We start from the raw sequence: 15,599 nt of genomic DNA, 5'->3' as shown, positions 1-15,599 counted from the left end.
ATAGCGGCCCGCGCGGGCGGGCTCACATGGGGCAAACCGGGAGGGCGCCGTGGCGCAGCGCCTTGGCGCCGGTCCGGCGCGCCTCGGACGGAGTATTTGCGCTGCTGCCGCCGCGCCGGCTCAGGCCGCCTTGACGCGAATGCGCACGTCGTCGACCGCCACGGTCTGGCCTGCGCGGATCTTGCAGGTCTTGCGGGTCTCGGTCCGGCCGTCCACGCTCACCGCGCCGCTGGCCACGAGAGCCTTGCCTGCGCCGCCGGAGTCCACGAGCCCGCAGAGCTTGAGCAGGTCGTTCAGGGCGATGAATTCGCCGTTCAGTTCGAAAGTGACGTTTTGCATGATGGTGCGGATACTACGTAAAAACCCGATGCCCGTCGACTGCCGCCCCACGATGCCTCACGACGCGCATGGTATGCCCACGGACCCGCCGGCATTTCCGGCCGTCTCACCGCTCGAGCACATGCTCGATGCGGCGATCCGGAATCAGCCAGACGGCGGCGACAAGCGCGTAGAGCGCGAGCGAGATCTCGGGCACCACGAACGCCAGCCCGATCGCCACCGCATACACCACCACGGAGAGCTTGCCCTTGATGTCGCGCCCGAGCGCGGCGGCGAGCTTCGCGTTGGCGTTCTCGCCATGCACGGCGAGCAGCGCGCGCGTGAGGATGTAGTACGCCACGGCGGCCATGAACAGCACCACGCCGTAGAGCGCCGTCGGCCAGGCGGTGAAGTGATTCTCCCCCAGCCAGTGCGTGACGAACGGCACGAGCGAGAGCCAGAACAGCAGATGCAGGTTCGCCCACAGCACGCCGCCCGAGACGCGCTGCACCACATGCAGAAGATGGTGATGGTTGTTCCAGTACAGCCCCACGTAGATGTAGCTGAGGATATACGTGAGGAAGGTTGGCGCCACCGGCAGAAGATCGGCCAGATCGCTGCCGTGCGGCGCCTTCATTTCCAGCACCATGATCGTGATGATGATGGCAATCACGCCATCGCTGAACGCTTCCAGTCGGTTCTTGCCCATAGTCGGTATTCGTCGGCGTCTCGATGGTTGTCGATGTTACAGCGCCGCAACGCGATTGCGGCCGGCCTGTTTGGCGGCGTACAGCGCGCGGTCGGCGCGTTGCAGGACGCTGCCGAAATCGGCGTCGTCGGGCGCGAGGCTTCCCACGCCGATGCTCGCGGTAAAGCGCACCGGCCCGTGGGAGCCGGGCACGCTGGCGTTTCCGATGGCCGCCAGCACTCGCTCGGCCGCCTGCACGGCGCGAGGCGCGTCGGCTTCGGGCAGCAGCACCGCGAATTCCTCGCCGCCCAGGCGTCCGATCGTCGTGCCCTTGCGCAGCGTGGCGCGCAGCACCAGCGTCAGTTCCACGATGACGCGATCGCCGGTGGCATGGCCCCACGTGTCGTTGACCGTCTTGAAGTGATCGATGTCGAGCATCAGCACGGACAGGCGCTGCCGCGGCGCACGCGAGGCGGCAAAACGCTGTTCGGCCTGCATGAGAAACGCACGGCGATTGAGCACCCCGGTGAGAGCGTCGCGCATGGCCATGTCGCCGAGCACTTGGTTCGCGCGGCGCAGTTCGAGCGCGTCCACCACGAGCGCCGACAGATCGGCGAGCAGGGCGCGCTTTTCATCGTCGAGCGTGCGCGCGCGGCGGTCGATCACGCACAGCGTGCCCAGCCGGTGCCCTTCGGGCGTGCGCAGCGGCGCGCCGGCGTAGAAGCGGATGTTGGGCTCGCCGGTGACGAGTGGATTGTCGGCGAAGCGCCGATCGGCGCGCGCGTCGGGCACCACGAGCACCTCGTCGCCGAGAATGGCGTGTGCGCAGAACGCCATCGAGCGCGGCGTCTGCGCAGCGTCGAGGCCCTGCCGCGCCTTGAACCACTGGCGGGTTTCGTCGATCAGCGAAATGAGCGAGATGGGCGCGCCGACCACATACGAGGCGAGACGCACGATGCGCTCGAAGGCCGGCTCGGGCGCGGTGTCGAGAATTTCGTAGCGGCGCAGCGCGGCGAGGCGGGCCGCCTCTTCGTCCGGGGATGCGCCGTAGAGGTGTGCGGCGGGCGCGGCGTTCGGAGATGCGGCGGCGGATGCGGTCATGTCGCGACGGATGGGCGAGGCCGGGCGGGTAGGCGACGGCAGTGCCGCCGACAGCGACCCGGACGGCGCGCCCGGCAGCTGGACGGCGCACGCGCACGGGGTGGCTGGCGCGGACGGTTTCGAGGCTAAGGCCGAGGGCGCCGGCGGCGTTGACGCACTGGCCGGCCCCCGATCGGGAACGGCGTCAATTCTGCCGTGCCGTCCGTCGCTTGGCAATTGCAATGGCGTGCCGGCGCTCATGCGCCACAACACGCGCGCCGCAGATGCCGCAGATGGCGGGGATGCGCCGGGCCCGTGACTCATGCCCTGACTTCGAATGCGGCGCCGGTCTCGAAGAAGTTGCCGCCGGCGATGTAGTGAAGACTGCGCGGCACGCCCGGTTCGAATTGCCAGCGCCCGTCGCGAAACGCGCGCGGGTCGGCCCATGCTGCCACGACTTCGCCGAGGAACAGATCGTAGCGGTCCTGGTTGTGCGGCTCGGGAATCACACGGCATTCGAGCCACGCGAGACAGCCCTCGATGAGCGGCGCGCCGATGCGCGAGCCTTCGAACGCCTTCACGCCGGTGTCCGGCGCGAACTTGTCCACGTCGTGCCCCGAGACCGAGCCGACGGCGAGCGTCTCGCGCGCAATCGCGCGCGCCGGAACATTGAGCGAGAACTCGCCCGACGCTTCGACGAGCTCGCGCGTGAGCGTATTGCGATCGATCACCACGGCGACCTTCGGCGGCGAGAAATCGAGCGGCATCGACCAGGCGGCGGCCATGACGTTGCGGCGCCCGTCGTGGGCGCTGCCCACGAGCACGGTCGGGCCGTGGTTGAGCAATCGGTAGGCTTTGGGCAATTCGACAGGCAGGCGTTCGGTCATGTCAGGCACTCGGAGAACGTAGCGTGATGGAAGCGATGCCGTCGCTCGGCCGTTCGGCGTCGAGCGCGATGGCGGGCGATTCATCATAGCGCGGCTTGCGTCGTTTTGAGGGTCGCGCCGCTCGCGCATGGCTGCCGATTTCCGGTAATGCCCCGTCAAGCGGGACGCGGCGGGGACCATGGCGCGTCGAGGCGCCTTCGTATGTGCGAGTGCAGGACGCCGCATGATCACCCGTGCCTGGAGGCGTCGAAAAAGGCGGCCCGCAGGGTGAGCCGCGGGCCGTACAAACGGCACGGTGCGGGGAGCGCGTGCCGGATCAGATGTGCGCGAAGTATTCCATGGCTTCGTCCCAGTCCGGTCCCCATCGCCGCGATGTGCGCGCACCGGGCAGACGGTTCGCCGTTCGCTTGAAGTAACATTGCGCTCATGCGACGGCCACGACGGCCGCCACATCCGGCAGCGCATGCCGGGCCCCACAGGCGCCGCCAACCCGGGACTGGAGACAACTCATGACGACCGATCGACGCATCACGTTCTATCACGCGCCCAACACCCGCTCGTCGGGCGTATTGGTACTGCTCGACGAGCTCCAGGCCGAGCACGATCTGCATCTGCTGCGCTTTGCCACCGGCGAGCAGCGCGGCTCGGAGTATCTCGAGATCAATCCGATGGGCAAGGTGCCCGCGATTCGTCACGGCGACGCCGTCATCACCGAGCAAGCCGCGGTCTACATGTATCTGGCCGAGCTGTATCCGGAGAAGGGGCTCTCGCCGGCGCCGGGCGACCCCAGGCGCGGGCCGTATCTGCGCTGGATGGTGTACTACGGCTCGTGTGTCGAGCCGGCCGTGGTCGACAGGTCGCTCGGGCGCGAGGGCGCCGAGCGCTCGCGTTCACCGTATGGCGATTACGATTCGGTCATGTGGACGCTGGAGCGGCACCTGTCGCAGGAGGCCGGGCCGTGGTGGCTCGGCGAGTCGTTTACCGCGGCCGACGCCCTGTGGGGCAACGCGATGCACTTTCTCACGCAGTTCAGACTCGTGCCGGAAACGCCGGCGGTGAAGGGGTACGTCGAGCGCTTTCGCGCGCGCGATTCGTTCGTGCGCGCGCAGCAGCGCGACGCGGAGCTGGCCAGGCGTCTGGCAGCGTGAGTTAGCGCGCTACGGCGAGTGGTCGCCGACCGGAATCCTCACATCCGCTCGCGGCTTGCCGCCGGCGAAGGCTCACACCTCGATCGTGTCGACGACCGGCTCGCACTCGATCGGAAAATTGACCGAGTTCGCAACGTAGCACTTCTCGTGTGCCTTGTGATGGAGCGCTTCGGCAAGCGCCACGTCGCCGCCTGCGCGAATGCTTACGTGCGGATGCAGGACGATCTTCGTGAAGCGGCCCCCGGCGGCCGTGTCGAGCATGGTGCCGACGGCCTCGTCGCGATAGCGTTCCACGACGATGCCTGCGTCCGAGCATAGATGCAGGTACCAGAGCTTGTGGCATGCGCTCGCGGAGGCGACCAGCAGGTCTTCCGGATTCCAGCGCGACGCGTCGCCGCGAAACGCCGGATCGGCCGAGCCGGGAATGGACGGTTTGCCGCAGGCGCGAATTTCGTGATTGCGCCCGTATGCGCGGTAGCCCGACGTGCCGCTGCCTTCGTTGCCGGTCCACTCGACGTCGATCCGGTACTCGTGTTCGCCTGATGCCATGAATCGTCTCCGCAAAGGGGGCGCGCCCGCTGAGATGCATTGAGGTGCATTGAGGCGCGCGCCTGAGGTGTTTGGAGCGCCTGAAGCGCCTGAAGCGAGAAGCGGGAAGCGGGAAGCGGGAAGGGCATTCGCCGCTGGGCCCGCCGCGTATTCTCGCAGCACCGCGCGCGGGTCGCTCGCCATTTTCGGCTGTCATTACGTCATTGCGCCGGATCGCGTCAGGCGAGCGGTTCGGTCGTGAGCGCGCGCGTGAGGCCATGCATCGGGCGGCGCATGGCAACGTCGAACGGGTTGGTCTGCGGCCCGATCAGCTCCGCCTGCCGACGCAGCAATTCCACCACCATCGGCAGCCGGTCCGGCGTGAGCCGCGCCGCGAGCGTGCCTACGCTCAGCGCGGCAAGCGCATGCCCCGTGCGGTCGAAAATCGGCACGGCCACGCCGGCCATGCCCTCGAGCACGCCGCTGTTGCTGCCCGCATAACCGAGTTGCCGCACACGCTCGATCTCCGTGCGCAGGTACACCTCGTCGAGCACGCCGTAGCCCCGCAGGCGCGGCACATTGAAGCGAATGATCTCCTCTCGCTCGGCTTCCGGCAGGAACGCCAGGATTGCGAGGCTGCCCTGGCCGACGCCAAGCGCCACGCGCCCGCCGATGTCGCCGGTAAACGAGCGGATCGGGAAGGGGCCTTCGCACATGTCGAGGCACACGGCGTCGAAGCTGCTGCGCACCAGCAGGAAAATCGTGTCGCCCAGGCTCGCGCACAGGCGCAGCAAGGAGGGGCGGCACAGCGTGCGCATGCCGCTCGGATTGCCGGCCTGCGCGGCCATGGCAAAGAACTCGACGCTCAGGCGGTAGCGTTTCGTCGTCTCGTCCTGCTCCACGACCTGTTCCGCCATGAGCGCGTGGAGGATGCGGTGTACCGTGGCCTGGCTCAGCCCCACCGCCTTGGCGATGTGCGTGACGCGTTCGCCTTCGGGTTTGGCGGCGCCCAGCGCCCGGATGACGGCAAAGGTGCGCTGCAGAATGCCCGCCCCTGCGGCGTCCGAAGTCGCCGCGCGGGAAGAATCGGAGGTGTTCATTGTTGTCTCTAATATTCCGTCAAACGAAATGCTAGCGTAAGCCGGTGATGCTTGAAAACCGCCGTGATGACGAGCAATGCGGGAAAACATCCAGTATTTGCTAGTGGTTAGGGATTATCCCGAGACGGTGGCGCGAAATGAAATCACCGGGTCGGTCGCGATATGTTCCGCCAAAAGAAATAATCGGAAGATTTATCTCGTTACATGGAATCCTTGTCTTGCGGCGCGCAATTTGGCTGGCTACTGTTCGTGCAATTGCATTGGTTGCGGTGCGCAGGCGCCCGAAGGTAGCGACATGTCTTTTCTGACTTTGACGGATGTTTCCAAGACGTTCGGCGACTTGCACGCCGTCTCCAACGTCAATCTTTCGGTGGAGAAGGGGGAGTTCGTCTCGCTGCTCGGCCCGTCGGGCTGTGGCAAGACGACGACCCTGCAGATGATCGCGGGGTTCGTCGAGACCACCACGGGCCGCATTACGCTCGACGGACGCGACATCACGCACATGCGGCCCAACAAGCGTGGTCTGGGCATCGTGTTCCAGAGCTACGCGCTGTTCCCGCACATGACGGTCGCCGATAACGTCGGCTTTGGTCTGGAGATGCGCGGCGTGCAGAAGTCCGAGCGGCAGGATCGCATTCGCGAGGCGCTCGCGCTCGTGCGGCTCGACAAGCTCGGCCATCGCTTTCCGCGCGAGCTCTCGGGCGGCCAGCGTCAGCGCGTGGCGATCGCGCGCGCGGTCGTGATCGCGCCGCCCGTGCTGCTGCTCGACGAGCCGATGTCCAACCTCGACGCGAAGCTGCGCGAGGACATGCAGTTCGAGCTGCGCGCCATCCAGCGCAAGATCGGCACGACCACGATCATGGTCACGCATGACCAGTCCGAAGCGCTCTCGATCAGCGATCGCGTCGTGGTCATGGAGGCCGGGCGCATCACCCAGGTCGATACGCCGTACCGCGCCTACGAGCGCCCCGAGACGGCATTCGTCTCGCAGTTCATCGGCAAGGCCAATATGCTGTCCGGCCGTGTGGCCGCGCGCGACGGCGACCATCTGCACGTTGAATTCGGCTCGCAGCGCGCGCAGCTCACGCAGCGTGCGAGGCTCGCCGATCTTTCGGCGCATGAGCGCAACGCCGCCGTGGGCGATGCCATCACGCTGTGCCTGCGTCCGGAGAAGGTGCGCCTGTGCGAGCCCTCGGCAGGGCGCGTGCCGGCCACCGTCACGAGCCGCTTTTTCCTCGGCAGCCAGTGGCTGTACCGCGTGGACAGCGCGCTGGGCGAAGTGCTCGTGTGCTGCCAGAACGAGGGCGGCGAGCCGCTGAGCGAAGGCGCGTCGGTCGGCCTCGACTGGCAGCCCGAAGCAGTGCGCTTCATTTGGCCGAACGCCGGGGAGCGCGCGCATGGCTGAGACACTGCCAGTGAGCGCCGCCGACAACGCGCGCCGCACCCCGGACACCCGCGCCCCGTGGCACGCGTATCTCCCGATGTGGCTCATGAGCGCGCCGGCCATGCTGCTGTTCGTGGCGCTGGTGCTCATTCCGCTGCTCATGACGATCGCGCTCACGTTCTACCAGTTCGATCCTGCGAGCGGCCCGATCGCGGCCTTCCAGTTCGGCAACTACAGGGAAGTGCTGTTCGATGCGTATTTCCACACGATCTTTGTACGCACTTTCGGCATCTCGCTCACGGTCACGGCGGTGTGCGCGGTGGTGGGAACGTTCGAGGCCTATGTCCTCTCGCGCATGGGCGACCCATGGCGCTCGCTGTTCCTGCTGGTGATTCTCTCCCCGCTGCTCGTGTCCATCGTCGTGCGCGCGTTCGGCTGGAGCATGCTGCTGAGCTCGGGCGGCCTGATCAATCAGGCCTTCGCGCTCGCCGGCATGGGGCCGTACAAGATGGAGTACACGAACTTCGCCATCGTCGTGGCGCTCGTGCATGTGATGCTGCCGTTCATGGTCATTCCGGTGTGGACGACGCTGCAGCGGCTCGATCCGCAGACCGAGAACGCCGCGCTGTCGCTCATGGCCTCGCCGGCGACCACGCTGCGCCGCATCGTGTTGCCGCAGCTCGTGCCCGGGATTCTGTCTGGCAGCCTGATGGTGTTCGGGCTGTCGGCAAGCGCCTTCGCGATTCCGAGCCTGCTCGGTGGGCGTCGTCTGAAGGTCGCGGCCACAGCCGTCTACGACCAGTTCCTAAGTTCGCTGAACTGGCCGCTGGGCGCGACCATCGCCGTGCTGCTGCTCATCGCAAACCTGATCGTGATGCTGACGTACTACCGCCTGCTCGAGCGCCGCTATTCGCGCAGCATGGGGTAAGGCCGGCCGTCGCTCACCGTACTCACTGCACTGCACCGCACCGAATCGCCATCATGCGTAAAAACAGTCCTCTGGCGCTCGCGTTTCACTCGCTCGTCATTCTCTTCGTCCTCGCGCCGATGATCATCGTGGTGCTGGTCGCGTTCACGCCGGAGCAGACGCTCTCGCTGCCCACGCGCGGCCTGTCGCTGCGCTGGTTTCGCGCGATTCTCGACTTCCCGGATTTCATTGCCTCGTTCTTCACCAGCCTGAAGCTCGCGTTCCTGTCGGCCACGCTCTCGCTCGCGATCGCGCTGCCCGCGGCGCTCGCCATTGGCCGGGCGCGCTTTCCGGGGCGCGACTTCCTCAACGCTTTGCTGCTCTCGCCGCTGGTCATTCCCGGGCTGGTGCTCGGCATTGCACTACTGCGCTTTTTCGCCATGCTGGGCGTGACCGGCTCGTTCGGTGCGCTGATCTTCGCGCACATGATCGTGGTGACGCCGTTCATCATGCGGCTCGTGCTCGCGTCGATCAGCGGGCTCGATCGCAGCGTCGAACACGCGGCGGCCTCGCTGGGTGCGGGCGCCTGGACCACCTTCCGGCGCGTGACCATGCCGATGATCCTGCCGGGCATCACCGGCGGGTGGCTGCTTGCCTTCATCAACAGCTTCGACGAACTCACGATGTCGGTCTTCATCACGTCGCCGCAAACGGTCACGCTGCCCGTGCGCATGTACATGTACGCGACCGAATCGATCGACCCGATGATGGCGTCCGTCTCGGCGCTGGTCATCGCCATCACGCTCGGCGCGATGCTGCTGCTCGACCGTGTCTACGGGCTGAACCGCATTCTCATCGGCCAGCATTGATCGCGCGCACAAAGAAAGATACTCATGTCACGCCTTACCCGAACCCCGCAAGATCCGAGCGCGCAGGGGCGTCCGCAACTGGCGCGTCTGGCGGAAACCTCACGGGCGCCTCTCACGTTTTATCTCGACGGCGTGCCGGTGCAGGCGCTCGCGGGCGACACGCTGCTCACGGCCATTCTCACGCACCAGCGCCACGTGCGCGTGAGCGAGTTCAGCGGGGCGCCGCGCGCCGGTTTTTGCCTGATCGGCGCATGCCAGGACTGCTGGGTGCGCTGCGAGTCTGCGCCGATGCCGGGCGGCCAGGCGCAGCTCGCGCGTTTGCGCGCCTGCTCGACGCTCGTGCAACCCGGCATGCGGATCGTGACGCAAGCTGCCGAGACGGCCCCATCCGCAGGACCTGCCGAATCCACCGCAGCGGCCGGACCGGACGCGTTCGTCGACGCCTCGACACCAGCCACGGCGACGCGGGGAGCGCCGCATGCCTGAGCGTACCGAGATCGTGATCGTGGGGGCGGGACCGGCCGGCGTGCGCGCGGCGCAGACGCTCGTCGCGGCGGGCCTGCGGCCCGTCGTGCTCGACGAGAACGCGCGCTGGGGCGGGCAGATCTATCGCCAGCCCCCGGCCGACGCCGGCTTCGCACGTAGCAAGCGGACGCTGTACGGCTTCGAAGCGGGCAAGGCCGAGGCGCTGCACGCCACGATGGCGGCGTTGCTGCCCAAACTCGACTACCGGCCCGACACGCTCGTATGGGCGTGCGACGCGCCGCAGACACCGGACGCCGCGCACGCGAGCCATGCCGCTGATGCCGACGCGGCTCACGCGGCCGCGGCGCGCGGCGCGCCACGGCGCCTTCACACGATGCACGCCGGCCGCGAGATCGCGGTGCCCTATACGCATCTGATCATCGCCAGCGGCGCGACCGATCGCGTGCTGCCGCTGCCGGGCTGGACGCTGCCGGGCGTGTACACGCTGGGGGGTGCGCAGGTGGCGCTCAAGGCGCAAGGCTGTGCGATCGGCGAGCGCGTGGTCTTCGCGGGCACCGGCCCGCTGCTCTATCTGGTGGCCTACCAATATGCGAAGGCCGGCGCGCAGGTGGCCGCCGTGCTCGACACCAGCGCGTTCGCGAGCCAGGCGAAAGCCGCGCCGCGCTTGCTCAGCCAGCCGGCCACGCTTGCCAAGGGCCTCTATTACGTCGGCTGGCTGCGCGCGCATGGCGTGCGCATCGAGCAGGGCGTGACGCTCGACGGCATGGAGGGCACTGCCGGCGTTCGCGCGATCCGCTGGCGGCGCGCCGGCCGCGCACATACCCTCGAATGCAGCGCGGTCGGTCTGGGCTTCGGATTGCGTCCCGAGACGCAACTGGCCGATCTCGCGGGCTGCCGTTTCGTTTTCGACGATCTGAACCGTTGCTGGCTGCCCGAGCGCGATGCGGCAGGGCGCAGTTCGCAGCCGGGCGTGTATCTGGCCGGCGACGGCGCCGGCATTGCTGGCGCGGACGCCGCGGAACTCGCCGGCCGCCGCGTCGCCCTCGCGCTGCTCGAAGATCTGGGTATCGCCGCGCCGGCGCTCTCCGGGCAGCCCGACGCCGCGCGCATCGCGCTGAAGCTGGCGAGTATTCGACGCTTTCGCGAAGGCATCGAACAGGCGTTCGCGCTGCCGCAAGCGCCGGCCGCACACTGGCCCGACGACATGCTCGTGTGCCGTTGCGAGGAGATCGACGCCCGCACGGTGCGCGAATGCGTGCGGCTCGACGGCGTGACCGAAATCAACCGTCTGAAGGCGCTCACGCGCGTCGGCATGGGGCGTTGCCAGGGCCGCATGTGCGCCGAGGCGGCGTGCCATCTGCTTGCCGATGCGAGCGCTCAGACGCTGGCCCAGGTGGGCCGGCTGCGTGCGCAAGCCCCGATCAAGCCCATTCCGATTGCCCCGATGCTGTTCGACGAGAACGTTGCGGCCATTCCCGAGGAGGCCCGCGATGAGTGATGGGCTGCATTTCGACGTGGTCGTCGCCGGCGGCGGGCTGGTCGGCGCCTCGGCCGCACGCGCGCTGGCCGAGCGGGGGCTGCGCGTGGCGCTGTTCGAGCGCCGCTACTGCGGCGCGCAGGCAAGCGGCGTGAATTACGGCGGCGTGCGCTGCCAGGGCCGTCCCGAAGAGCAGTTGCCGCTCGCGATGCGGGCGCGGCGTCTGTGGGACCGTCTGCCCGAACTGATCGGCATCGATGGCGAATTCGTGCGCTCGGGACACCTGCGCCTTGCGCGCCGCGAGAGCGATCTCGAGCCGCTCGACGCCTGGTCCGAGATGGCCGGCCGGCACGGTCTGGTCACGACGGTCCTGCGCGGCAGGGCGTTTCGCCAGCGTTTTCCGTGGATCGGCGAGGGCGCCGTCGGCGGTTCGCTGTGCATGAGCGACGGGCATGCCAACCCGCGTCTGGTCTCGCCGGCATTCGCGCGTGCCGCGCGCGGTCTCGGCGCACAAGTCTACGAACGCACGCCGATCACGGCGGTGGCGCACGACGGCGTGCGCTTCCAGGTGAGTGCACAGCCGGCGCAGGGCGACGCACTGCACGTGAGCGCCGACTGGCTGCTCAACACGTCCGGCGCGTGGGCCAATCATATCGCGGGCGCCTTCGGCGAACGTGTGCCGATGCACGCCATTTATCCGAACATGTGGGTGACCGAGCCGCTGCCGAAGTTCATCGGCCACAACCTGGGCGTGTATGGCGGCGGCGTGTATGCGCGCCAGGTCGAGCGCGGCAACTGCGTGATCGGCGGCGGGCGTGGCACGGGCAACGGCGAATACGCGCAGCCCTCGGCCGACACCACGCGCGCGGTCATGCGAGAGGCATGTGCGTTGTTGCCCGCGTTGCGCAATGCGCTGCTCATTCGCACGTGGAGCGGCGTGGAGGGCGAGACGCCCGACAACAATCCGGTCATCGGCATGAGCCGCACCACGCCCCGGCTCGTGCATGCGTTCGGCTTCTCGGGCGGGGGCTTTCTGCTCGCACCGGGCGTGGGCGAAGTGCTCGCCGATCTCGTGACGCACGGCGAGACGGCTACGCCGATCGACGCGTTCGCCATCGACCGTTTTGCCATGGCGGCGGCGCCCGCCTGATTGGCCGACGCCGTCCGCACGGTCCCTGTTCGTCACAACACCTCATTCCTTACACACTGCAAACGCAAGGAGAACCACGATGAAGCTATCCCGAAAGGTCGTCATGTGCGCTGCGGCGCTGGCACTGGGCGCGAGCAGCGCGGCCTGGTCGCAGTCGAAGACGCTCTACATCGGCATGAACGGCGGCCCGATGGAGAAGGCCTACACGAGCCAGGTCTTCCCCGAGTTCGAGAAGGCCAACAACGTGAAGGTCGTGGTGGTGCCGGGCACGTCGTCGGACGTGCTGGCCAAGCTGCTCGCCAACCGCAACAGTCCGCAGATGCATGTCGTGTTTCTCGATGACGGCGTGATGGCCCGCGCGATCAGCATGGGCGTGTGCCAGAAGCTGGACGACTCGCCCGTGCTCAAGGAGCTCTATCCGTTCGCGCGCGTGAAGGACGACATGGGCGCCGGCGTCCAGCTCGGCATGACGGGCATTGGCTACAACACGAAGATCTTCAAGGAGAAAGGCTGGGCCGCGCCGACGTCGTGGACCGATTTCGCCGACCCGAAGTTCAAGGGCAAGGTCGTGTTCCAGTCCGCGTCGAGCAGCACGTTCGGGTTGCACGGCTTTCTCGCGCTGAACCGCATCTGGGGCGGCAGCGAATCGAACGTGGAGCCGGGCTTCACGAAGTGGGCGAGTACGGTCGGGCCGAACGTCGTCGAGTACATCCCCAACTCGGCCAAGCTCTCCGAGATGATCCAGACCGGCGAGGCGGCCATCTTCCCGCTCACCCCGACGGCGGTGAGCGACCTGCAGGACAAGGGCATTCCGGTGGCCTATGTCGCCCCGAAGGAAGGCGCGGTGCAGTTGCTCGTCGACCTGTGCGTGGTGAAGAACAGCCCGGACAACGCGATGGCCCAAAAGCTCGCGCAGTATCTGCTCTCGGCCAGGGGGCAGTCGCTCGCGGCGGCAGCCGGCGCATATATCCCGACGAACACGCAGGCGAGCGTGCCGCCGGCGATGCAAAAGCGGCTGGGCAAGATCGATGATCTCGTCAAGAACATCAAGACGGTGGATTGGGACGCCATCAACCAGCGCCGTGCGCAGTGGGACCAGCGCTGGAACCGTCAGATCGAGCAGTAAGCACCATGTGTCGCCCGCGCGCTCCGGCGCGGGCGCGCGTCGATGTTCGGAAGCACGCCGGGGCCGGCAAGGGCGCCCCGGCTTTTTTGCGTCTGGCGAGCGCGGGCGCGGTTGGGGGGCGCGGCGGCCGCGTCCCGGGCGTTATTCCGCCATTGCAGGAATGTCGCCTTCCTGAAACAGAATGCGCGGCGCGTCCATCGTGCCCGACTCTTCGTCGACCAGGACCTCGTAAGCCGCGATTCCTGCAAACGCGCACGCCATCGATTGCGCAATGCGCACGGCGCCGAATTCCGTACTCGCCTGGCGCAGCTCGCCCGGCTGCAGCAGTCCGTCCTTGTTCTTGCGATAGGGCACGACGATGAACTTGATGGATTTGACGTCGCTCATGGTGGTGTCACTCCCGATGAAGTTGGATGATCGGGAATGTAGCATGAATACTGTATAAAAACACAGTTATTTTTGCGGGTCGTCATGTGACAAAAAAACGCGCGATCACGAATCGTGGAGCGCTACACGAGCGCGTGTACTGATAAGATCGTTCGCGCGCCGTTCTGTGTTTCGCCGCGCCATTGCGCGGCGCAACCTTACCTTACAGGGAGACAACCATGCGAATACTGACGATGCTGTTGCTGGCGACCACGACATTGCTGGCGAGCTGCGCGATTTATGTACCCGACGACGGCTATCGCGGCGGCGGGCGAGGTGGACCGGGCAACGATTTCTGCCCGCCCGGTCAGGCGAAGAAGGGGAACTGCTGACGGCAAGAGAGGGCGCAGCGGACGTGGGTGCGCATCCCCGAGAATGCGAGCACGCTCGACCCGAGCGGCGGACAAAGCCAACCGCGCAGCGTCCGTTGCGCGGTTTTTTCTTCGAGGCGTGCCGGCATAAATGCACTGCCAGTGAAAATCCGGGATTGGCGCGAAGCGTCTGACGGGTTGCCGTAGCTCGGCGTTGTTATGTATAGTCAACAAAAAAATAACAGACCTGTCGGGGTACTAACAGTGGAGATCCGAGGTGCCAACAATGCGTCGTCTGTTGATTTTCTTTGCTATGGCATGTGTTTCCGGCGCCACCCAGGCGCAGCTTGAAAACGACTCGGCGATATGCGGCGGACAGACCGCTATCGTGGCCATCTGGCCCTGCGGCAACGTTGATAGCGGTGAGGTATGCACGCTGTGGGGCGTCGACACCGAGCGTTCGGGACGATGGACCGACAAAAGTCGTTTCGTCATCGAGAGTCCGAAGTCCGTGAAACAGGTGAGTTATGCGCAAGCGTGCCGCGACGGACGCTGCTCCCGGCCGGAATACGCGGTGTGTTCGCTGCCCGTATCCTACGGCAAGCCAACGAAGCTCGAAGCGCTTCTGCGTCAATAGCTGCATGGACGCGGGGGCCGGGGCGCGACGGCGCCGATCGATCGATGCCGGACCCAAAACCAAAAAAACCCGCACAGCCGAAACTGTGCGGGTTTTTCCATTCTGGTCGGGGCGAGAGGATTTGAACCTCCGACCACCTGCACCCCATGTCGCACGTCAAACTAACAAAATCTTCGAATGGAATGCTTGGTTGGAGACGCTGCTGGGCGGGGACGTGATGCTAGTGTACGTACGCGTGCCGCCGGCGCAAAACGCCATGAATCCAAACAGGGCGATTAAGATCGCGGCAATGTTGAACGTTGTGCCAGCGACAAACCACCGTGATCCGGCTCTTATTACCGGCGTTCGGGCGAAGCAATACTGGGCGAAGTAGCGAAACCCGGTAGCAAGGCCAGCAGCTCCCATCCCAGCAACGAACCACGCCAATCCGATTCCTATCGATGCCAACAAAGGATCGCCTGCAAAAGACTGACCTTTGGTTATCGCGTTCCCACAGAAGGCCAGAAGCGCAGCGGCGGCCCCGCCATTCATGAGCATCAGCGCCTTTAGGGAGGTTTGCCCAGCCTCGACGACGGCCTTAAACATCTCCACGCTAACGGCCGATTGAGCGCCGGTCTGCACTTTCCATATTTCCAGATTGTGTTCTGCGGTCTGAACTGCAATCTGACCGGCTTCCGTCTCCATAGCCGTGGCGATATCAAGGCGTTGCGCAAGATATTCTTCCAACTTTTCGATCGGCAATGATGCCACTCCGGACGCTTTAACCTGAGCAATATCATTGATTATGCTTCTGATTTCATCAGACGGATTCATGTGGACTGATCTCGATAGAAGTCCGATTACTGGGATGCACTGCTCCTCACGCTTGCCGACAGAGTAATGCATCGAGGCAACAAGCCACATCCCTGATCGGGGCGTTGCAGCGTGCCCCATGGCGATTTTGCGGAATATTCCGCAATCTGTGGATAACTACGTTGGTGAGTGCTTCGGCGGAACGCCAAGAATTCTAGTGGTGCCCAGGGCCGGAATCGAACCGGCACGCCTTGCGGCGGGGGATGTAGCGGCGCGCCGCTGTTT

19 protein-coding genes are annotated in these 15,599 nt (G+C 66.2%); 11 read left to right on the top strand and 8 right to left on the bottom strand.

Annotated elements, in window-relative coordinates; translation table 11 throughout:
* Positions 1-120: 120 nt before the first annotated feature.
* The 3 genes from CDN36_RS06820 to CDN36_RS06810 form a co-directional block, all read right to left on the bottom strand.
* Complete coding sequence (locus CDN36_RS06820) at positions 121-339, bottom strand: RNA-binding S4 domain-containing protein (protein WP_150555795.1); 219 nt, start codon at positions 337-339, stop codon at positions 121-123.
* A gap of 106 nt (positions 340-445) precedes the next feature.
* A complete protein-coding gene (locus tag CDN36_RS06815) occupies positions 446-1,027 on the bottom strand; it encodes a TMEM175 family protein (protein ID WP_150555796.1) in 582 nt (193 codons plus the stop codon).
* 36 nt (positions 1,028-1,063) lie between these two features.
* Entirely contained in the window at positions 1,064-2,107 is a 1,044-nt protein-coding gene (locus CDN36_RS06810; RefSeq protein ID WP_150555797.1) for a GGDEF domain-containing protein, read from the bottom strand.
* On the opposite strand from CDN36_RS06810, the gene CDN36_RS06805 reads away from it, so the two are divergent.
* Positions 2,106-2,405, top strand: coding sequence for a hypothetical protein (locus CDN36_RS06805; protein ID WP_287496323.1), 300 nt, complete (start codon positions 2,106-2,108; stop codon positions 2,403-2,405). The two genes, CDN36_RS06810 and CDN36_RS06805, sit on opposite strands and share 2 nt — an antisense overlap.
* 1 nt (position 2,406) lies before the next feature.
* Here the strand turns inward: CDN36_RS06805 and CDN36_RS06800 are convergent, their stop codons facing one another.
* Positions 2,407-2,973, bottom strand: a complete 567-nt coding sequence (locus tag CDN36_RS06800; protein ID WP_150555798.1) for a flavin reductase family protein — start codon at positions 2,971-2,973, stop codon at positions 2,407-2,409.
* A 509-nt stretch (positions 2,974-3,482) separates the two neighbouring features.
* On the opposite strand from CDN36_RS06800, the gene CDN36_RS06795 reads away from it, so the two are divergent.
* Complete coding sequence (locus CDN36_RS06795; protein ID WP_150555799.1) at positions 3,483-4,121, top strand: glutathione S-transferase family protein; 639 nt, start codon at positions 3,483-3,485, stop codon at positions 4,119-4,121.
* A 72-nt stretch (positions 4,122-4,193) separates the two neighbouring features.
* On the opposite strand, the gene CDN36_RS06790 is transcribed toward CDN36_RS06795, so the two are convergent.
* Both CDN36_RS06790 and CDN36_RS06785 read right to left on the bottom strand, forming a co-directional pair.
* Positions 4,194-4,670 carry an OsmC family protein gene (locus CDN36_RS06790; RefSeq protein WP_150555800.1) on the bottom strand — a complete coding sequence of 159 codons (477 nt, stop codon included), beginning with the start codon at positions 4,668-4,670 and terminating at the stop codon, positions 4,194-4,196.
* Positions 4,671-4,888: 218 nt separating this feature from the next.
* On the bottom strand, positions 4,889-5,749 hold the full coding sequence (locus CDN36_RS06785) for an IclR family transcriptional regulator (RefSeq protein WP_150555801.1): 861 nt from the start codon (positions 5,747-5,749) through the stop codon (positions 4,889-4,891).
* A gap of 295 nt (positions 5,750-6,044) precedes the next feature.
* Here CDN36_RS06785 and CDN36_RS06780 point away from each other — a divergent pair, with 295 nt between their 5' ends.
* From CDN36_RS06780 to CDN36_RS06750, 7 genes are all read left to right on the top strand, one after another.
* Positions 6,045-7,154, top strand: a complete 1,110-nt coding sequence (locus tag CDN36_RS06780) for an ABC transporter ATP-binding protein (RefSeq protein ID WP_150555802.1) — start codon at positions 6,045-6,047, stop codon at positions 7,152-7,154.
* Complete coding sequence (locus tag CDN36_RS06775; RefSeq protein ID WP_287496322.1) at positions 7,147-8,061, top strand: ABC transporter permease; 915 nt, start codon at positions 7,147-7,149, stop codon at positions 8,059-8,061. The genes CDN36_RS06780 and CDN36_RS06775 overlap by 8 nt, the downstream gene beginning before the upstream one ends.
* A gap of 53 nt (positions 8,062-8,114) precedes the next feature.
* Complete coding sequence (locus tag CDN36_RS06770) at positions 8,115-8,909, top strand: ABC transporter permease (protein WP_287496321.1); 795 nt, start codon at positions 8,115-8,117, stop codon at positions 8,907-8,909.
* Positions 8,910-8,933: 24 nt separating this feature from the next.
* Complete coding sequence (locus CDN36_RS06765) at positions 8,934-9,395, top strand: (2Fe-2S)-binding protein (RefSeq protein WP_287496320.1); 462 nt, start codon at positions 8,934-8,936, stop codon at positions 9,393-9,395.
* A complete protein-coding gene (locus tag CDN36_RS06760; RefSeq protein WP_287496319.1) occupies positions 9,388-10,893 on the top strand; it encodes an NAD(P)/FAD-dependent oxidoreductase in 1,506 nt (501 codons plus the stop codon). Before CDN36_RS06765 ends, CDN36_RS06760 begins: the two co-directional genes overlap by 8 nt.
* On the top strand, positions 10,886-12,022 hold the full coding sequence (locus tag CDN36_RS06755; RefSeq protein WP_150555807.1) for an NAD(P)/FAD-dependent oxidoreductase: 1,137 nt from the start codon (positions 10,886-10,888) through the stop codon (positions 12,020-12,022). The genes CDN36_RS06760 and CDN36_RS06755 overlap by 8 nt, the downstream gene beginning before the upstream one ends.
* 79 nt (positions 12,023-12,101) lie before the next feature.
* Positions 12,102-13,148, top strand: a complete 1,047-nt coding sequence (locus CDN36_RS06750) for an ABC transporter substrate-binding protein (protein WP_150555808.1) — start codon at positions 12,102-12,104, stop codon at positions 13,146-13,148.
* Between the two features lie 141 nt (positions 13,149-13,289).
* Here the strand turns inward: CDN36_RS06750 and CDN36_RS06745 are convergent, their stop codons facing one another.
* On the bottom strand, positions 13,290-13,535 hold the full coding sequence (locus CDN36_RS06745; RefSeq protein WP_287496318.1) for a hypothetical protein: 246 nt from the start codon (positions 13,533-13,535) through the stop codon (positions 13,290-13,292).
* 218 nt (positions 13,536-13,753) lie between these two features.
* On the opposite strand from CDN36_RS06745, the gene CDN36_RS06740 reads away from it, so the two are divergent.
* Complete coding sequence (locus CDN36_RS06740) at positions 13,754-13,906, top strand: hypothetical protein (protein WP_287496317.1); 153 nt, start codon at positions 13,754-13,756, stop codon at positions 13,904-13,906.
* A 265-nt stretch (positions 13,907-14,171) separates the two neighbouring features.
* On the top strand, positions 14,172-14,522 hold the full coding sequence (locus CDN36_RS06735; protein ID WP_287496316.1) for a hypothetical protein: 351 nt from the start codon (positions 14,172-14,174) through the stop codon (positions 14,520-14,522).
* 156 nt (positions 14,523-14,678) lie between these two features.
* Here CDN36_RS06735 and CDN36_RS06730 read toward each other — a convergent pair whose 3' ends face one another.
* Positions 14,679-15,335: a hypothetical protein gene (locus tag CDN36_RS06730; RefSeq protein WP_287496315.1), complete on the bottom strand. Its 657-nt coding sequence runs from the start codon at positions 15,333-15,335 to the stop codon at positions 14,679-14,681.
* Positions 15,336-15,599 lie beyond the last annotated feature (264 nt).

This window comes from Pandoraea sp. CB10b_02, from assembly GCF_002216225.1.
GTDB classification, from domain to species: Bacteria; Pseudomonadota; Gammaproteobacteria; order Burkholderiales; family Burkholderiaceae; genus Pandoraea; species Pandoraea nosoerga.
The sequence above is the reverse complement of the archived record's forward strand: the minus strand, read 5'-3'. Positions and strand labels throughout refer to the sequence as shown.

Coding starts and splice junctions, on each gene's coding strand:
- CDN36_RS06745 (WP_287496318.1), bottom strand. CDS start 13,535: ATGAGCGACGTCAAATCCATCAAGTTCATCGTCGTGCCCTATCGCAAG.
- CDN36_RS06820 (WP_150555795.1), bottom strand. CDS start 339: ATGCAAAACGTCACTTTCGAACTGAACGGCGAATTCATCGCCCTGAAC.
- CDN36_RS06785 (WP_150555801.1), bottom strand. CDS start 5,749: ATGAACACCTCCGATTCTTCCCGCGCGGCGACTTCGGACGCCGCAGGG.
- CDN36_RS06750 (WP_150555808.1), top strand. CDS start 12,102: ATGAAGCTATCCCGAAAGGTCGTCATGTGCGCTGCGGCGCTGGCACTG.
- CDN36_RS06795 (WP_150555799.1), top strand. CDS start 3,483: ATGACGACCGATCGACGCATCACGTTCTATCACGCGCCCAACACCCGC.
- CDN36_RS06815 (WP_150555796.1), bottom strand. CDS start 1,027: ATGGGCAAGAACCGACTGGAAGCGTTCAGCGATGGCGTGATTGCCATC.
- CDN36_RS06780 (WP_150555802.1), top strand. CDS start 6,045: ATGTCTTTTCTGACTTTGACGGATGTTTCCAAGACGTTCGGCGACTTG.
- CDN36_RS06800 (WP_150555798.1), bottom strand. CDS start 2,973: ATGACCGAACGCCTGCCTGTCGAATTGCCCAAAGCCTACCGATTGCTC.
- CDN36_RS06760 (WP_287496319.1), top strand. CDS start 9,388: ATGCCTGAGCGTACCGAGATCGTGATCGTGGGGGCGGGACCGGCCGGC.
- CDN36_RS06810 (WP_150555797.1), bottom strand. CDS start 2,107: ATGACCGCATCCGCCGCCGCATCTCCGAACGCCGCGCCCGCCGCACAC.
- CDN36_RS06775 (WP_287496322.1), top strand. CDS start 7,147: ATGGCTGAGACACTGCCAGTGAGCGCCGCCGACAACGCGCGCCGCACC.
- CDN36_RS06740 (WP_287496317.1), top strand. CDS start 13,754: ATGCGAATACTGACGATGCTGTTGCTGGCGACCACGACATTGCTGGCG.
- CDN36_RS06770 (WP_287496321.1), top strand. CDS start 8,115: ATGCGTAAAAACAGTCCTCTGGCGCTCGCGTTTCACTCGCTCGTCATT.
- CDN36_RS06790 (WP_150555800.1), bottom strand. CDS start 4,670: ATGGCATCAGGCGAACACGAGTACCGGATCGACGTCGAGTGGACCGGC.
- CDN36_RS06730 (WP_287496315.1), bottom strand. CDS start 15,335: ATGAATCCGTCTGATGAAATCAGAAGCATAATCAATGATATTGCTCAG.
- CDN36_RS06805 (WP_287496323.1), top strand. CDS start 2,106: ATGTCGCGACGGATGGGCGAGGCCGGGCGGGTAGGCGACGGCAGTGCC.
- CDN36_RS06735 (WP_287496316.1), top strand. CDS start 14,172: ATGCGTCGTCTGTTGATTTTCTTTGCTATGGCATGTGTTTCCGGCGCC.
- CDN36_RS06755 (WP_150555807.1), top strand. CDS start 10,886: ATGAGTGATGGGCTGCATTTCGACGTGGTCGTCGCCGGCGGCGGGCTG.
- CDN36_RS06765 (WP_287496320.1), top strand. CDS start 8,934: ATGTCACGCCTTACCCGAACCCCGCAAGATCCGAGCGCGCAGGGGCGT.